This window comes from Enterobacter cloacae complex sp. IR5418 (assembly GCF_049238105.1).
Taxonomy (GTDB): domain Bacteria; phylum Pseudomonadota; class Gammaproteobacteria; order Enterobacterales; family Enterobacteriaceae; genus Enterobacter; species Enterobacter hormaechei.
Window position 1 is genome coordinate 284,091 of the sequence record NZ_JBMKHS010000002.1, and the last position, 15,269, is coordinate 299,359.

The 15,269-nt window shown below is 53.3% G+C and carries 18 protein-coding genes; 4 read left to right on the forward strand and 14 right to left on the reverse strand.

Annotated features, from left to right (window positions below; translation table 11 throughout):
* Positions 1–18: 18 nt before the first annotated feature.
* On the forward strand, positions 19–636 hold the full coding sequence (gene pagP / locus ACOTX7_RS03005) for a lipid IV(A) palmitoyltransferase PagP (RefSeq protein WP_125358290.1): 618 nt from the start codon (positions 19–21) through the stop codon (positions 634–636).
* A gap of 190 nt (positions 637–826) precedes the next feature.
* Positions 827–1,036 carry a transcription antiterminator/RNA stability regulator CspE gene (gene cspE, locus ACOTX7_RS03010; RefSeq protein ID WP_002439184.1) on the forward strand — a complete coding sequence of 70 codons (210 nt, stop codon included), beginning with the start codon at positions 827–829 and terminating at the stop codon, positions 1,034–1,036.
* Positions 1,037–1,255: 219 nt separating this feature from the next.
* Here the strand turns inward: cspE and crcB are convergent, their stop codons facing one another.
* Positions 1,256–1,639, reverse strand: coding sequence for a fluoride efflux transporter CrcB (gene crcB / locus ACOTX7_RS03015; RefSeq protein ID WP_205921255.1), 384 nt, complete (start codon positions 1,637–1,639; stop codon positions 1,256–1,258).
* Positions 1,640–1,705: 66 nt separating this feature from the next.
* On the opposite strand from crcB, the gene ACOTX7_RS03020 reads away from it, so the two are divergent.
* Together ACOTX7_RS03020 and tatE are read left to right on the forward strand one after the other, a co-directional pair.
* Positions 1,706–2,494 carry a deaminated glutathione amidase gene (locus tag ACOTX7_RS03020; protein ID WP_221257071.1) on the forward strand — a complete coding sequence of 263 codons (789 nt, stop codon included), beginning with the start codon at positions 1,706–1,708 and terminating at the stop codon, positions 2,492–2,494.
* A gap of 125 nt (positions 2,495–2,619) precedes the next feature.
* A complete protein-coding gene (tatE, locus tag ACOTX7_RS03025; protein WP_003858723.1) occupies positions 2,620–2,823 on the forward strand; it encodes a twin-arginine translocase subunit TatE in 204 nt (67 codons plus the stop codon).
* A 79-nt stretch (positions 2,824–2,902) separates the two neighbouring features.
* Here tatE and lipA read toward each other — a convergent pair whose 3' ends face one another.
* The 13 genes from lipA to lptE form a co-directional block, all read right to left on the reverse strand.
* Positions 2,903–3,868 (reverse strand): lipoyl synthase, encoded by a 966-nt coding sequence (lipA, locus tag ACOTX7_RS03030; protein ID WP_006809637.1) that lies wholly within the window; start codon positions 3,866–3,868, stop codon positions 2,903–2,905.
* A 207-nt stretch (positions 3,869–4,075) separates the two neighbouring features.
* Positions 4,076–5,029, reverse strand: a complete 954-nt coding sequence (locus tag ACOTX7_RS03035; RefSeq protein ID WP_221257072.1) for a YbeF family transcriptional regulator — start codon at positions 5,027–5,029, stop codon at positions 4,076–4,078.
* Between the two features lie 291 nt (positions 5,030–5,320).
* Positions 5,321–5,962, reverse strand: a complete 642-nt coding sequence (lipB, locus tag ACOTX7_RS03040) for a lipoyl(octanoyl) transferase LipB (protein ID WP_205921253.1) — start codon at positions 5,960–5,962, stop codon at positions 5,321–5,323.
* A gap of 94 nt (positions 5,963–6,056) precedes the next feature.
* Positions 6,057–6,320 carry a DUF493 family protein YbeD gene (ybeD, locus tag ACOTX7_RS03045; protein WP_003858718.1) on the reverse strand — a complete coding sequence of 88 codons (264 nt, stop codon included), beginning with the start codon at positions 6,318–6,320 and terminating at the stop codon, positions 6,057–6,059.
* Positions 6,321–6,427: 107 nt separating this feature from the next.
* On the reverse strand, positions 6,428–7,639 hold the full coding sequence (gene dacA, locus ACOTX7_RS03050; protein WP_003858714.1) for a D-alanyl-D-alanine carboxypeptidase DacA: 1,212 nt from the start codon (positions 7,637–7,639) through the stop codon (positions 6,428–6,430).
* Between the two features lie 139 nt (positions 7,640–7,778).
* The gene (rlpA, locus tag ACOTX7_RS03055; RefSeq protein ID WP_221257073.1) at positions 7,779–8,885 is read right to left on the reverse strand and encodes an endolytic peptidoglycan transglycosylase RlpA; all 1,107 of its coding nucleotides are present in this window, start codon (positions 8,883–8,885) and stop codon (positions 7,779–7,781) included.
* Positions 8,886–8,901: 16 nt separating this feature from the next.
* Complete coding sequence (gene mrdB / locus ACOTX7_RS03060) at positions 8,902–10,014, reverse strand: peptidoglycan glycosyltransferase MrdB (RefSeq protein WP_006809632.1); 1,113 nt, start codon at positions 10,012–10,014, stop codon at positions 8,902–8,904.
* Between the two features lie 2 nt (positions 10,015–10,016).
* Positions 10,017–11,918, reverse strand: a complete 1,902-nt coding sequence (gene mrdA, locus ACOTX7_RS03065) for a peptidoglycan DD-transpeptidase MrdA (RefSeq protein WP_421626044.1) — start codon at positions 11,916–11,918, stop codon at positions 10,017–10,019.
* Positions 11,919–11,946: 28 nt separating this feature from the next.
* Positions 11,947–12,414, reverse strand: a complete 468-nt coding sequence (gene rlmH / locus ACOTX7_RS03070; protein WP_003858701.1) for a 23S rRNA (pseudouridine(1915)-N(3))-methyltransferase RlmH — start codon at positions 12,412–12,414, stop codon at positions 11,947–11,949.
* Positions 12,415–12,417: 3 nt separating this feature from the next.
* A complete protein-coding gene (gene rsfS, locus ACOTX7_RS03075) occupies positions 12,418–12,735 on the reverse strand; it encodes a ribosome silencing factor (protein WP_221257074.1) in 318 nt (105 codons plus the stop codon).
* Between the two features lie 268 nt (positions 12,736–13,003).
* Positions 13,004–13,669 carry a nicotinate-nucleotide adenylyltransferase gene (gene nadD, locus ACOTX7_RS03080; protein WP_221257075.1) on the reverse strand — a complete coding sequence of 222 codons (666 nt, stop codon included), beginning with the start codon at positions 13,667–13,669 and terminating at the stop codon, positions 13,004–13,006.
* Complete coding sequence (gene holA, locus ACOTX7_RS03085; protein WP_006809629.1) at positions 13,662–14,693, reverse strand: DNA polymerase III subunit delta; 1,032 nt, start codon at positions 14,691–14,693, stop codon at positions 13,662–13,664. Before holA ends, nadD begins: the two co-directional genes overlap by 8 nt.
* On the reverse strand, positions 14,693–15,262 hold the full coding sequence (lptE, locus tag ACOTX7_RS03090) for an LPS assembly lipoprotein LptE (RefSeq protein ID WP_006809628.1): 570 nt from the start codon (positions 15,260–15,262) through the stop codon (positions 14,693–14,695). Before lptE ends, holA begins: the two co-directional genes overlap by 1 nt.
* Positions 15,263–15,269 lie beyond the last annotated feature (7 nt).

Here is a 15,269-nt window from a genome sequence, read left to right on the forward strand (position 1 = left end):
ACTTCATTCAACTATCCTATGGTAAACTTTGCTTTGAATACTAAGAATGGTTATTGCATTGTGATGTTACGAAATAAATTTATCCTGCTATTTTTGATTATCTTTGGGCAGTTAACGATTGCTTCGGTTGCGCATGCAGAAGACAGCGCAACAGATAAAGGCTGGTTCACCACCTTTACGGATAACGTCGCGCAAACCTGGAGCGAACCCGAGCATTACGATCTCTATATTCCGGCTATTACGTGGCATGCACGTTTTGCCTACGATAAAGAAAAAACAGACCGTTATAACGAGCGTCCGTGGGGGGCCGGTTTCGGTCAGTCTCGCTGGGATGAAAAAGGTAACTGGCATGGCCTGTACCTGATGGCGTTTAAAGACTCTTACAACAAATGGGAGCCTATTGGCGGCTACGGTTGGGAAAAAACCTGGCGTCCGTTATCAGACGATAACTTCCGTCTGGGGCTGGGCTATACGGCAGGGTTTACGGCGCGTGATAACTGGAAATACATTCCTGTTCCGGTGCTGTTGCCGCTTGCCTCTGTCGGTTATGGCCCGGCGACGTTTCAGATGACCTACATACCGGGTACGTACAACAACGGTAACGTTTACTTTGCATGGATGCGGTTTCAGTTTTAACTGAATCCTGGCGGTAATTCGGCCAAAAAATGCACAGGCATTGAATTGTAAAGGATAAAAATCGGACAGTGAAAATTAACGCGACTTTTGTCACTTTTTATCAAAGATCCGCTGGACAAAACGCCTCACAATTGTTGTACTGATACCCGACACAGCATTTGTGTCGTTTTTTAATGTAAAGGTAATTTTGATGTCTAAGATTAAAGGTAACGTTAAGTGGTTTAATGAGTCCAAAGGATTCGGTTTCATTACTCCTGAAGATGGCAGCAAAGACGTGTTCGTACACTTCTCTGCAATCCAGTCTAATGGTTTCAAAACTCTGGCTGAAGGTCAGCGCGTAGAGTTCGAAATCACTAACGGTGCCAAAGGCCCTTCTGCTGCTAACGTAATCGCTCTGTAATTCAGACGCGTCAGCAAGAATTTCAAAACCCGCTCTTTGAGCGGGTTTTTTTCGTTCTGAATCAACCAATAAGATAGATCTTCAGAAAGCTGGCGACGATCGCGACGCTTAACAATACCATTCCCGCGCCCAACAGATTTTCTTTCATGCTATCACCCTCGTTCAATATTGAACCAAGAGTGACAGAGAAAAATTAAGCCAACATTAAGGTTGTCGCGCTTAATGCCCGCTGGCGGAGGAAAATAACCAGAATGCGATCGCGGTCATCGCAAACGAGCCAAGCATGTTAACGGCAATGTTCGTCAGCGCCCAGCCCATCCGGCCTTCCTGAAACAGAAACACCACCTCCGCAGAGAAGGTCGAAAACGTCGTTAAGCCGCCACAGAAACCGGTCGTAATCAGAACCTTCCACATAGGGTCGATGTGGGTCATGCGATTAAACCAGGCCAGCCCCATCCCAATAATAAACGCCCCCATCAGATTTGCCGCCAGTGTTCCCATCGGAATGGCCTGATGCAGAGGGTTAAACCGCATGCTTAAGAGCCACCGCGCAACGCTACCCGTGCCTCCACCAATAAAAACGGCTATAAGTAGTTGTAACACTGTCAATACCTGCATTAGCTGTGTGAGTGCGTCGAGTGTAACGCTGTTTTTAACCGGGAGACAATTATGTATGTTGCAGTAGGGCAGTTCGCGGTGACGCCGGACTGGAGTGAAAACGCGGAAAAATGCGTCTCCCTGATGCACCAGGCGAAGCAAAAGGGGGCGGCGCTGCTGGTGCTTCCTGAAGCGTTACTGGCGCGCGATGACGCTGATCCGGACCTGTCGGTAAAATCAGCGCAAACGCTCGAAGGGGCGTTTCTAAAACGCCTCCTGGCCGAGAGCGTCGGTAGCACGCTCACCACCATATTGACTATTCATGTTCCCTCCACGCCGGGGCGCGCGGTGAACACGCTGGTGGCGATACGTGAAGGCGCGATTATCGCAAGCTACGCCAAACTTCATCTGTATGATGCGTTCAGCATTCAGGAGTCGCGACGGGTTGATCCGGGGAGCGTAATTCCGCCGCTGATTGAGGTGGAAGGTTTTAAAGTGGGCCTGATGACCTGCTACGACATTCGTTTTCCGGAGCTGGCGCTCAACCTGGCATTGCAGGGGGCTAAGGTGCTGGTTCTGCCCGCCGCGTGGGTCAAAGGACCGCTAAAGGAGCATCACTGGGCGACGCTGCTGGCAGCACGCGCGCTGGATACCACCTGTTATGTGGTGGCCGCGGGGGAGTGTGGTAACAGGAATATCGGGCAGAGCAGGGTTGTCGATCCGCTGGGGGTTACGGTTGCGGCAGCAGCAGAGGCACCTGCGTTACTGCTGACGGAGATAATTTCAGCGCGAATCGCGCTTGCTCGTGAGCAATTACCCGTTCTGCGCAACCGCAGGTTTGCGCCACCGCAATTAATCTGATGTTTTTTTCAACAATGCTTGATTCACCTTGTTACAGATTGCTATTGTGTGCACGCGCCAAATGACCGTTAATACATTCAGGTTTTTTGGCGGAATGCAGCCTGTTTCATGTAAAGAAGGTATTTATGGGTGAGATTAGTATTACCAAACTGCTGGTGGTTGCCGCACTGGTCGTCCTGCTGTTCGGTACCAAGAAGTTACGCACGCTGGGGGGAGACCTGGGTGCTGCCATTAAGGGCTTTAAGAAAGCAATGAACGATGACGACGCGGCAGCGAAGAAAAGTGCCGAAGATGACATCACAGCACAAAAGCTTTCGCACAAAGAGTAATGGCAATGCTGCAAGGCTTGCATAAAAAACCGGCTTCGTGAGCCGGTTTTTTGTTTTACTGTAAATAAATTTTACAGGTTTATTTTACTTCTTCGCCCTTCGCCTGCATATCGGCGTGATAAGAGGAGCGAACAAACGGACCGCACGCGGCATGGGTAAAGCCCATCGCCATCGCTTCGGCTTTCATTTCATCGAACTCATCCGGGCTGACGTAACGCTGTACAGGCAGGTGATGACGGCTCGGCTGTAGGTACTGGCCCAGCGTCAGCATGGTGACGCCGTGGCGGCGCAGATCGCGCATCACTTCAATGATCTCAGCGTTGGTTTCACCCAGACCCACCATCAGGCCAGATTTGGTTGGGATATGCGGATGGGCTTCTTTAAAGCGCTCCAGCAGCTTCAGAGACCAGTTGTAGTCTGCACCTGGACGCACCTGACGGTAGATACGCGGCACGTTCTCCAGATTGTGGTTGAACACGTCTGGTGGCGTCGCGGTCAGGATATCGAGCGCGCGATCCATACGACCACGGAAGTCCGGCACCAGCGTCTCAATCTTAATATTCGGGCTTTTTTCGCGGATGGCGGTAATGCAGTCAGCGAAATGCTGAGCACCACCATCACGCAGATCGTCACGGTCAACGGAGGTGATAACGACATAACGCAGCGCCATATCAGCAATCGTCTGCGCCAGTTTTTGCGGTTCGTTAGCGTCAGGCGCAACAGGACGGCCATGGGCGACGTCACAGAACGGACAGCGGCGGGTGCAGATGGCACCCAGAATCATAAATGTCGCGGTACCGTGATTGAAACATTCAGCAAGGTTAGGGCAGGAGGCCTCTTCACAGACAGAGTGAAGGCCATTTTTGCGCATCGCCGCTTTGATCCCCTGGATACGCGAAGAGTCGGCCGGAAGTTTAATTTTCATCCATTCCGGTTTTCTTAACAGCGCCTCGCGCTCTGTAGCCACGTTTTTAACCGGGATAAGGGCCATTTTATCGGCATCGCGGTATTTAACACCGCGTTCCATCACAATGGGTTTACTCATAGCGTGCGTGTTCCAGTTGCGAATATCGAAGGAAAGCGTTTCAATTCAAGGGAATGTTGTAATTATCAACTATTTTTGAACGAACGACAGGCAGTATATCATTTAAAGGGGCGATAAAGCAGCCTGCCAGGTCGCCAATTTGTAAAATAGTTGTTGTTTTGTGCCTTTTGCCCCGCATGCGGCAGGGGCTTGTGCTGAAAGGCGGGATCAGAAAGCCTGGCGGATCACGTTAATGACGTTTTCAAGCACCGGATCGCGCAGGCTTAGCTTGTTGTAATGCAGTGAGATTTCAACAGATTCCGTAGAAAGTTGACTCACCGGAATGCTCTCCAGCGGCCAGCACTTTTGAAGCAATGTGAAGAGACGCACAGGCATGATACAGAGCAAATCGCTGCTGCCAATCAGGGCTGCGAGGGTAAACATATTGTAACTGCTGAAGCTGATCAGACGGTCCGGGAACAGTTCGTCAATGCGCTGGCGCAGCGGATCCGGACCCTGCCCCTCGGACATAAAGGTTGCATGTTCGTACTGACGTAAATTTTCTGGTGTTAAAGGTGCGCCCAACGCAGGGTGATTATGACGACACACGAGCGCCAGGGCGTCGGAATAGAGGACGTTATGCCCTAATGCCCTGGCCGTAAAGCTGTTGCTGTCGATGATCAGGTCTGTCTGGAATTGCGCCAGCTGAGTTTCCGGATCGTTGACGGGCACGTTGCGGATCAGCAGTTGTGGCGCATGCTGCTTCACAGCCTGGTAGATAGCCGGCATGACCAGAACGTCCACAGAGGGCGAGGTGCCTATGGTGATGGTTCGTTGCTTATCGTAACTGCCGGTGAGATCCAGTGCCCCCAGAATCGATTCCAGACCCTGGCTGATGTACTCATGCAGATGGGTGGCATACGCGGTTGGGGTTACGCCCTGGCCTTTACGAATAAATAACGGATCGGGAAATATAGCGCGCAATTTTTGAATTGACTGGCTAATAGCAGAGGGCGTGAGATTAAGAATTTTCGCAGCATTAACGATCCCTTTGTGGACATATACCGCCTCAAAAATAGTCAATAAATTGAGATCAATATTTCGTAAAGTCCGGAAAATTTGCGGCTTATCTTCGCCGCTGGTTTCATTCAGGCGTTTGGCTGGTAAATTAGTAGGCTCCACGCTCTTACTCCGTATCCATTCACAATATGAATGATAGTTGAATTTATTTATTATGCTTGCAGAGATTCGTAAAGTGTTTCGTAAGTTTCCATTATTTATCGAAAACAAGCAGTTGGGTGATTGTCACGCACGTTACATGATACCCTGCGATGGTACTATTAAGGTTCTAATTAATATGGGACGCTAATATATGGGCGACTCGAAAATATAGAATATGCGGTTTATTGTAAAGCGTAAATGCGGCAATTAAGCAGTGGCTCGTCAAATAATCGAACCACTGCCGGAAGTAAGTTAAGCAGGAATATATTCGTAGGCGGGATTGTTAAGCAGCGCTAAAAAGTTCTTCAGAAGTACGGGCCGGATATTGTCAGGTGTGGCGGTATCGACCCACTGGCGCACTTGCGTCATTTCCATACCGGCATACCCACAGGGGTTGATGCGCTGGAATGGGGTCAGATCCATATTGATATTCAGCGCCAGCCCATGGAACGAGCAGCCTTTACGGATACGCAGACCCAGCGAACAGATCTTCATCTCTCCCACGTAGACGCCCGGCGCATCTGCGCGAGGGTGAGCGTCAATACCGTACTCAGCCAGCGTGTTTACCACGGTCTGTTCCAGTAAGGTCACTAGCTCACGCACGCCCAGCTTTCTGCGTTTGAGGTTAAGCAGGACATACATTACCTGCTGGCCCGGGCCGTGGTATGTCACCTGTCCACCGCGATCGCTCTGGATCACCGGGATATCGCCCGTCATCAATAAATGTTCGGCTTTTCCTGCCTGGCCTTGAGTGAACACCGGCAGATGTTCAACCAGCCAGATTTCATCAGGTGTGGTGTCATCGCGCATATCGGTAAAGTCATGCATAGCCTGAGAGACAGGCTCATAAGGCTGTAGCCCAAGATGGCGGACAAGAATTTTATCCTGGTACAAAAGGATGTCTCCGAAGACAAGGGAGAATAGGTAACACGGAGTATATCACAGCGGGGAAGGGGGTTACCCGGCAAACCGGGCAACCGCAGAGGGACTACAGCACCATACGAACAATTTCGATATTGCCGAGCTCTTCGTACAGCGTCTCAACCTGCTCAATGTGTGTGGCAGTGATGGTGATTGAGACCGAGTGGTAGTTACCTTTGCTGCTCGGTTTGACTGATGGAGAGTAGTCGCCCGGCGCATGGCGCTGTACCACTTCAACCACCTGATCAACCAGCTCAGGTTTCGCCAGACCCATTACTTTGTAAGTAAAAGGGGTAGGGAATTCAAGCAGTTCGTTAAGTTTGGTTTTCATGTCAGCTCCGGCGTGTGTATAAAAAATAATAACTCCCGCCACAGGGCGGGAGTTTTACTGATACGTAGTATATGGGGATCAAAATCACACTTTCAAGTGTTCAATTTTTAACCAAACCAGTGATGGAACATCAGTTTAATGTAATCAATGATTTTGCCGAAGAAATTGCCTTCAGGAATTTCCTCCAGCACCACCAGTGGGCGCTGATCGATGGTTTTGCCATCCAGCTGGAAGTTGATGGTACCCACAACCTGATTCTTTTGCAGCGGGGCGTGCAGCTCGGTGGTATTCAGCACGTAGCTGGCTTTCAGATCTTTCATACGACCGCGTGGAATGGTCAGATAGAGATCTTTGTCCACGCCCAGGGAAGCACGATCGTTATCGCCAAACCAGACGGGCTCAGAGGCAAATTCTTTACCGGCTTTCAGCGGGTTGACGGTTTCGAAGAAGCGGAAGCCCCAGGTCAGCAGTTTTTTGCTTTCTGTTTCGCGTCCTTTAAACGTACGGCCACCCATCACGGCAGAGATCAGACGCATCTGGCCCTCAGTGGCGGAGGCGACCAGGTTATAGCCAGCTTTGTCGGTGTGGCCGGTTTTGATGCCGTCGACATTCAGGCTGTTATCCCACAGCAGGCCGTTACGGTTGGTCTGACGGATTCCGTTGAAGGTGAACTCTTTCTCTTTGTAGATAGAGTACTCGTTTGGCACATCGCGGATCAGTGCCTGACCAATCAGCGCCATGTCACGCGCGGAGCTGTACTGACCCTCGGCGTCCAGGCCGTGAACGGTCTGGAAGTGGCTGTTTTTCAGGCCCAGCGCGGAGACGTAGCTGTTCATCAGACCTACAAACGCGTCCTGGCTACCTGCTGCAAAATCGGCCATCGCCACACAGGCGTCGTTACCGGACTGCAAGTTGATGCCACGGATGAGCTGAGAGACCGGAACCTGCATGCCTGGCTTCAGGAACATCAGCGATGAACCTTTAAACACCGGGTTACCGGTTGCCCACGCATCGTTACCGATAGTGACCAGGTCAGTTTCTTTGAATTTACCTGCTTTCATGGCCTGGCCGATAACATAGCTGGTCATCATTTTGGTCAGGCTGGCCGGATCGCGGCGGGCATCGGCGTTCTGTTCTGCCAGAACTTTGCCGGAGTTGTAATCAATCAGGATGTAGGATTCCGCGTCGATCTGCGGAACGCCAGGGATCATGGTCTTGATGTTCAGGTCATCCGCGTGAGCTGCGGAGAAGGCGGCAGCGCAAAGGGCCGTGGTCAGCGCCATGCGCTGCACAAAACGAGCAGAAAAAGTGGTCTTCATGGTCAGAACTACGACATCCGTGATGGAATTAAAAAAAGTGCCTTACTATAGCAAATGCTATACGGGCAGGCATCCGACTTTCATCATGAGAGTGTTAACGTGGTTTACACAAATTGACATTTCGGATACCACCGATTAATTACTTCGAAACAGCAATAAACGACTGGAGTTGCGCTTCGCTCTGCAAACGCTGTTGCAGGGACGCTGCCTGCGACTTGCTGGCAAACGGACCCATCTGGATACGCCATACCGCACCGTTTTGCTCAACGCGACCTGGCACACCAAACTGCTGGCTTAAGCGCTGTTGATACTGCTCTGCACGGGTCTGGTCGCTGACGGCACCAACCTGAACCACATAGCTGCCGCTCGCCGTCGCAGGCGCAGCAGTCTGCGTCGCAGCAGGGGCGGTCACCGGGGCGGGTTGTGCCGCGGGTGCAGCAACAACAGGCGCAGGCGCTGGGGCAGGTTCATTCGTTTCAATCACGCCAGACGCTAACGTAGTCGGTGCGCCAAGGAAACCACTGCTTTTCACCGGGGCGCCGGTCGCGTCTTCACTTTGCAGCGTATCGTTGCTAATGGCGCGCACTTCACCCTGCGGCTGTGCAGGCTCCGCTGGAGTTGAAGCGCCCCCCATCCCCCCGCTCAAATCCGGGCGCGCGGGCAGGGCGTAGGTCTGTTTCGCAACCGTGGTACAGGCTGTGCCTGGGCCTGAGAGCGAGCCATCCTGTGCCACGATAATCGGGTCGATACGCACTTTGGTATTATTTGAGGTGTTGAGACGATCGGCCGCCGCGCGAGACAGGGAGATCACGCGATCGTTGCCATAAGGACCACGATCGTTGATGCGCACCACGATCATTCGGCCATTCGCCAGGTTAGTGATGCGAGCATAGCTTGGGACAGGCAGCGTCGGGTGTGCCGCCGTGATCTGCATCGGATCGAAGGTTTCACCTGACGCAGTCAGGTTGCTGCCTGGCTCAGCGTCATAGATGGCAGCAAAGCCAGCCTGGCTGAAACGGGAAGGATCCTGTACGATTTTATAGCTTTTGCCGTCACGCTGATAATCCTGATTGACGCTGGCGTTCAGCGGTTCATAAACGGGATCGGCACCGCTAATTTCAACAATCGGACCATTACAGACCGCAGGCTGCGGCGGCGCGACGGTTGCCTGTTGCTGACCATCATCACTTGTACAGGCGGCAAGTAAACTTGCTGCGATGCAGATACCCAGCCACTGCTTGCGCATTGCGATCCCCTTATTTTTATACGCTTTTGGACAACATTTTCCTGTGGGTATGGATCGACATCACGATACCAAACCCGGCCATCAACACGATCAGTGCCGAGCCTCCGTAACTCACCAGCGGCAGCGGTACGCCGACAACCGGCAGAATACCACTCACCATACCAATATTTACGAAGACATAAACGAACAAAATCAACATTAATCCACCCGCCATGACCCGGCCAAAGGTGGTCTGCGCGCGCGCGGCAATGTAGAGCCCACGCATGATCAGCAGCACATAGAGCGCCAGCAGAACCAGGATGCCAACCAGCCCTAACTCCTCAGCCAGAACGGCAAAAATAAAGTCAGTGTGGCGTTCCGGTAAAAATTCGAGCTGCGACTGCGTCCCGTGCAGCCAGCCTTTTCCACGCAGGCCACCGGAGCCAATCGCAATCTTCGACTGAATAATATGATAGCCCGCCCCCAGCGGATCGGTTTCCGGATCGAGCAGCATCATGACGCGCTGGCGCTGGTAATCATGCATCAGGAAGAACCAGAGGATAGGGATAAAGGCGGCAACCAGCACCACCGCGATACCAATCAGACGCCAGCTCAGACCGGACAGGAACAAAACGAACAGGCCGGAGAGGGCGATAAGGATCGAGGTGCCAAGGTCCGGCTGTGCGGCCACGAGCAGCGTCGGCAGGAAAATCAGCACCAGCGCAATGGCGGTATTTTTCAACGAGGGTGGGCAGACGTCGCGGTTAATAAAGCGCGCCACCATCAGCGGGACGGCGATTTTGGCAATTTCCGACGGCTGGAAGCGGACAATCCCCAGATCCAGCCAGCGTTGCGCCCCCTTCGAGATAGCCCCGAAAGCATCTACTGCCACCAGCAAAATGATACAGAAAATATAAAGATAGGGTGCCCAGCCCTCATACACGCGCGGAGGTATTTGCGCCATCACCACCATAATGACCAGGCCCATGGCGATCTGGCCGATTTTACGCTCCATCATGCCGATATCCTGGCCGCTGGCGCTCCAGATTACGAGGGCGCTGTACACCAGCAGAGCCAGCAGGATCAGCAGCATAGCTGGGTCGATGTGGATCTTGTCCCACAGCGATTTTTTATTCGGATTATCCGTCATGATTATTGGTCCTCCGCCGCAGCGGCTGCCGGGTTTTCAGCCGGCAGTTCGGTGTTGTTATCACCCAGCATGATGTGGTCGAGGATTTGACGCATGATGGTACCCACAGCCGGGCCTGCGCCGCCGTTCTCAAGGATCATCGCCACCGCAACCTGCGGGTTATCATAAGGGGCAAACGCCGTCATGAGCTTGTGGTCACGCAGACGTTCGGCAATTTTGTGTGCGTTATAGGTTTCATTCGCTTTCAGACCGAAGACCTGAGCCGTCCCTGATTTCGCGGCAACCTTATACGGTGCGCCAGCGAAATATTTGTGCGCCGTCCCGTTAGGGCGGTTGGCTACACCGTACATGCCGTCTTTCGCGATTTCCCAGTACCCGGAATGAATGTCACCCACCGGTGGCTCATGAGGCTGTATCCACGGCACTTTTTTGCCGTCTTCAACGGTGCTTTGCAGCAGATGCGGCACTTTCACGACGCCATCGTTGATGAGGATCATCATCGCCTTGTTCATTTGCAGCGGTGTTGCCGTCCAGTAGCCCTGGCCGATCCCCACCGGAATGGTGTCACCCTGATACCAGGGTTTTTTAAAGCGTTTCAGCTTCCATTCGCGGGTTGGCATGTTGCCGGAACGTTCTTCCGCCAAATCTATACCGGTGTAATGCCCGTAGCCGAATTTGCTCATCCATTCAGACAGACGGTCAATACCCATGTCGTAAGCGACCTGATAGAAGAAGGTATCCGCCGACTCCTCCAGAGATTTGGTCACGTTCAGGTGGCCGTGGCCCCATTTTTTCCAGTCGCGGTAGCGTTTTTCAGAGCCAGGCAACTGCCACCAGCCCGGATCAAACAGGCTGGTGTTGCGGGTAATCACGCCCGCACTCAGGGCAGACACGGCGACATACGGTTTAACCGTTGAAGCAGGAGGGTAAACCCCCTGCGTAGCGCGGTTCACCAGCGGCGTGTTTGGATCGTTGAGCAGGCCGGAGTAGTCCTTGCTGGAGATGCCATCCACGAAGAGGTTCGGATCGTAGCTAGGCATGGAAACCATGGACAGAATGCCGCCGGTGCGCGGATCGGTCACAATAACCGCAGCGCGGCTACCCGCCAGCAGCGTTTCGATATACTGCTGTAGCTTCAGGTCGAGCGTCAGATAGACGTCATGTCCCGCCTGCGGGGGAACTTCTTTTAGCTGACGGATCACGCGGCCACGGTTGTTAACTTCAACCTCTTCATACCCGGTTTGACCGTGAAGGACATCTTCGTAATACCGTTCGATCCCCAGTTTGCCAATATCATGGGTTGCGGCGTAGTTAGCCAGCTTGCCGTCTTTATCAAGGCGTTCGACGTCTTTATCGTTGATCTTGGAGACGTAGCCAATCACGTGCGTCAGCGCGGAGCCGTAAGGATAGTAGCGGCGCTTATAGCCTTTGACTTCCACACCGGGGAAACGGTACTGGTTAACGGCAAAACAGGCGACCTGTACTTCTGTCAGGTTGGTTTTTACTGGAATAGAGGTGAAACGGTGAGAGCGTGCGCGCTCTTTTTTGAACGCGGCAATATCGTCATCATTCAGGTCGACAACGCTTCTCAGCGCGTTCAGCGTATCCTGCACGTTATCCACTTTCTCCGGCATCATCTCTATCTGGTAGATGGTGCGGTTTAGCGCCAGCGGGGTGCCGTTACGATCGTAGATAATGCCGCGGCTGGGCGCGATGGGCACCAGCTTAATACGGTTTTCGTTTGAGCGGGTCTGGTAATCGGTATAGCGGACAATTTGCAGATTATAGAGGTTGGCGATCAGCACGCCGGTAAGCAGCAAAATCCCCGTAAAGGCGACCAGCGCCCGGCGCACAAACAGCGCGGACTCAGCCGTATAGTCGCGAAAAGAATTCTGTAGTTTCATCCGCTGCTTAAATTACCCTGGTCAGTCATTACTCGCGGTGATAAGGGTGGTTGGTAGTGATGCTCCACGCGCGATACAAACTTTCTGCCACGAGAACCCGCACAAGCGGGTGGGGCAGCGTCAGCGCAGAGAGTGACCAACTTTGTTCTGCTGCCGCTTTGCAGGCGGGAGATAACCCTTCTGGTCCGCCAATCAACAGACTGACGTCACGACCGTCCTGCTTCCAGCGCTCCAGTTCGTGCGCCAGCTGCGGCGTATCCCAGGGTTTGCCCGGGATATCGAGGGTCACGATGCGGTTTTTGCCTGCGGCCGCCAGCATCAGCTCTCCCTCTTTATCGAGAATACGTTTGATATCTGCATTCTTGCCGCGCTTTCCTGCTGGGATCTCCACCAGTTCGAACGGCATGTCTTTTGGGAAACGACGCAGATACTCAGTAAAACCGGTTTGTACCCAGTCCGGCATTTTGGTGCCGACGGCGACCAGCTGCAACTTCACGCATTAACCCCAGAGTTTTTCCAGCTCATACAGGCGACGGCTCTCTCCCTGCATGACGTGGACAATCACATCGCCGAGATCGACAACCACCCAGTCGGCGGTCGCTTCACCTTCAACGCCCAGCGGAAGCAGCCCTGCCGCGCGCGATTCCTGAACAACATGGTCAGCAATCGAAACAACGTGACGAGTTGAGGTCCCGGTGCAGATGATCATGCAGTCGGTGATGCTGGATTTACCCTTAACGTCGATAGCGATGATGTCCTGACCTTTCAGGTCATCAATTTTGTCGATAACAAAATCCTGGAGTGCTTTACCCTGCAAGTTTTCCCCCTGGGTGAATGAGATTGTAAAACTATGAATTCGTGGTCAGCCAGTATACCTGAACTGACGCCAGTCGCGGGACAAATGTCACCGCCCGGCTTTTGAAGGCGGGTATCATCCCACCCTCCGCCTGAGATTGCATCGCCATTTTTGTAAAACAATTTCTGTAAAGCAACGATCGGCGGGAAAGTCTGGCAGCGGAGGATATCAGTATGGCTTAGCCTGTCAAGGCAGGATAATCAATAACAGACAATTTCGCCGATGATGCTCAGGCATCTGTACTTTTCTGATACAGACCGTGTGCGTGGATATAGGCCAGCACGGGTGAGGGCAGGAGATCGTTACAGTCCAAACCCTGCTGGAGACGCTCGCGGATGAGGGTCGCGGAAATATCAAACCACGGTGTCTCAGCGAGGTAAATTTTACCGGCGGGTAGACTGTGCAGGTCTTCTATATTGTCCGTGAGATGCATGTCCAGCCACTGCTGATGCTGCGCGTCGCGCATGGTCAGCGGGTAGCCCGGACGGCGGCAGACCAGCAGGTGACTGTTGTCCAGAATGGTGTCGTATTGGTACCAGCTGGGAAAGTTGAGCAGGGAATCCTGGCCGATGATAAACGCCAGCGGCTTCTCGGGTCCCTGCTCAGCGCGCCACTCCCGCAGCGTTTGCGATGTCCAGGACGGCGTATCCCGGCGCAGTTCGCGCTCATCCAGCGTAAAGAGAGGCTTATCGGCGATAGCCAGCGCGAGCATTGTTTTACGCTGCTCGCTGGTTGCTTCTGGTTGAGGACGGTGCGGCGGAACATTGTTGGGCATGATGATTACCCGCTGCAACCCAATCAAATTCGCGAGGATTTCTACCGGCTTAAGATGCCCATAGTGCACCGGGTCGAAGGTCCCGCCATACATGGCCTGTAAAGAATGCATATCACCCATCGATAAATACGTCTGCCAGCGCCTTATGGCAGAGCAGCAAAGAGAGGCTCTCCAGCTCCGCCCAGACGGACTGGCCGTAATCCTGTTTTAACGTCAGTTCGGCGCGCATCAGAAGTTGCACAGCCTGACGCAACTGCTCCTGGCTCAGGCGGTTTATCGCCTCCGTGGTCATCGCCCGACGGTTTTGCCATACGCGATGTTTGTCGAATAAGGCGCGCAGGGGCGTATGTGCCGACTGGCGTTTAAGGTTGTTCAGCAGCAGTAATTCGCGCTGAAGGGTACGGAGCAGGATGACCGGCTCACTGCCTTCCAGGCGCAGCTGTTGCAGAATGTGCAGGGCACGCTTACTTTTCGCTGACAGCAGCGCATCAACCCAGTGGAAGGGGGTAAAGTGCGCGGCATCATTCACCGCCTGTTCCACGCGCGGCAGCGTCAGCTTGCCATCAGGCCACAGCAGGGCGAGCCTGTCCAGCGCCTGCGCCAGTGCCAGAAGGTTGCCTTCGTAGCAGTAGCAGAGGAGCTGGCTGGCGGCATCATCCAGCTGCAAATTGTGCTGCTTTGCTCGTGCGGCAACCCATTTTGGCAGATGGGCCTGCTCTGGTGTCTGGCAGGTGACCAGCACCGCGCTGGTGGCCAGCCGGGTAAACCAGGCTGCGTTTTCCTGCGCTTTTGTGAGTTTGTTGCCGCGTACGATAAGCAGCAGATCGCCGTGTAACAAACTGACCAGCATGGTCAGCTGTTCATTGATGGCAGCGTTAGGACCATTCTCTGGCAGCAGGATCTGAATTGTCTGACGTGAAGCAAACAGGCTCATAGCCTGACAAAGCGAGAAGATGGCGTTCCAGTCGGTACTGTTATCGATCTGAAACGTATGATGCTCATCAAAACCCTGCGCCGCCGCCGCATGGCGAACCGCATCAAGGCTTTCCTGAAGTAACAGGGGGTCGTTGCCGAGTAGCAGATAGGCCGCGCGCAGCCCTTCGTTGAGCTGCGCGCGGAGTTGTTCAGGATACAACCTGATCATCAGTTACCCAGCGACGTTGGCATATCCGGCGTGCTGGCATCCGGTGTTTCGATGACGTCAGCGCCTTTTTTCGTCGACGCGGCAATGGCAGGCAGTCTACGGATCAGCTGTTCCGCGGCCTTATCATACATTTCCTTGATGATAATCTGCTGTTCGGCGTCTTTTGCCAGCGCCGTCTGCGGGTTATCAAAGAACGAACGATAGACTTTAGTATTGATAGGGTAAATATCTTTACCCGGCATTAATACGGCCGCATCAACGGTAAGCACCATCTGGTATTCCGCGGTTCGACCATCCTGGAAGATCGATGCCGTATCTTGTGACAGCGTTGATTTCAGGACGCGAAGCGAAGGAACATCCTGACGCAGGGTTCCCTTCTCGATCAGCTCAACATCGTTCAAACGCAGCTGATTACGAATGGCCCGGCTCAGCGGTCCGTTCGGATCGGATGAGTCGAAGATCATCGTTTTCATCTGAGCTGGCACTGCCGTGGTGTTACGCAGGTGCCAGCCGCAGCCAGCGGTGACAAGCACCGCCAGAGATAAGAGTATTGTTGCCAGTTGTCGCACGTTTCCT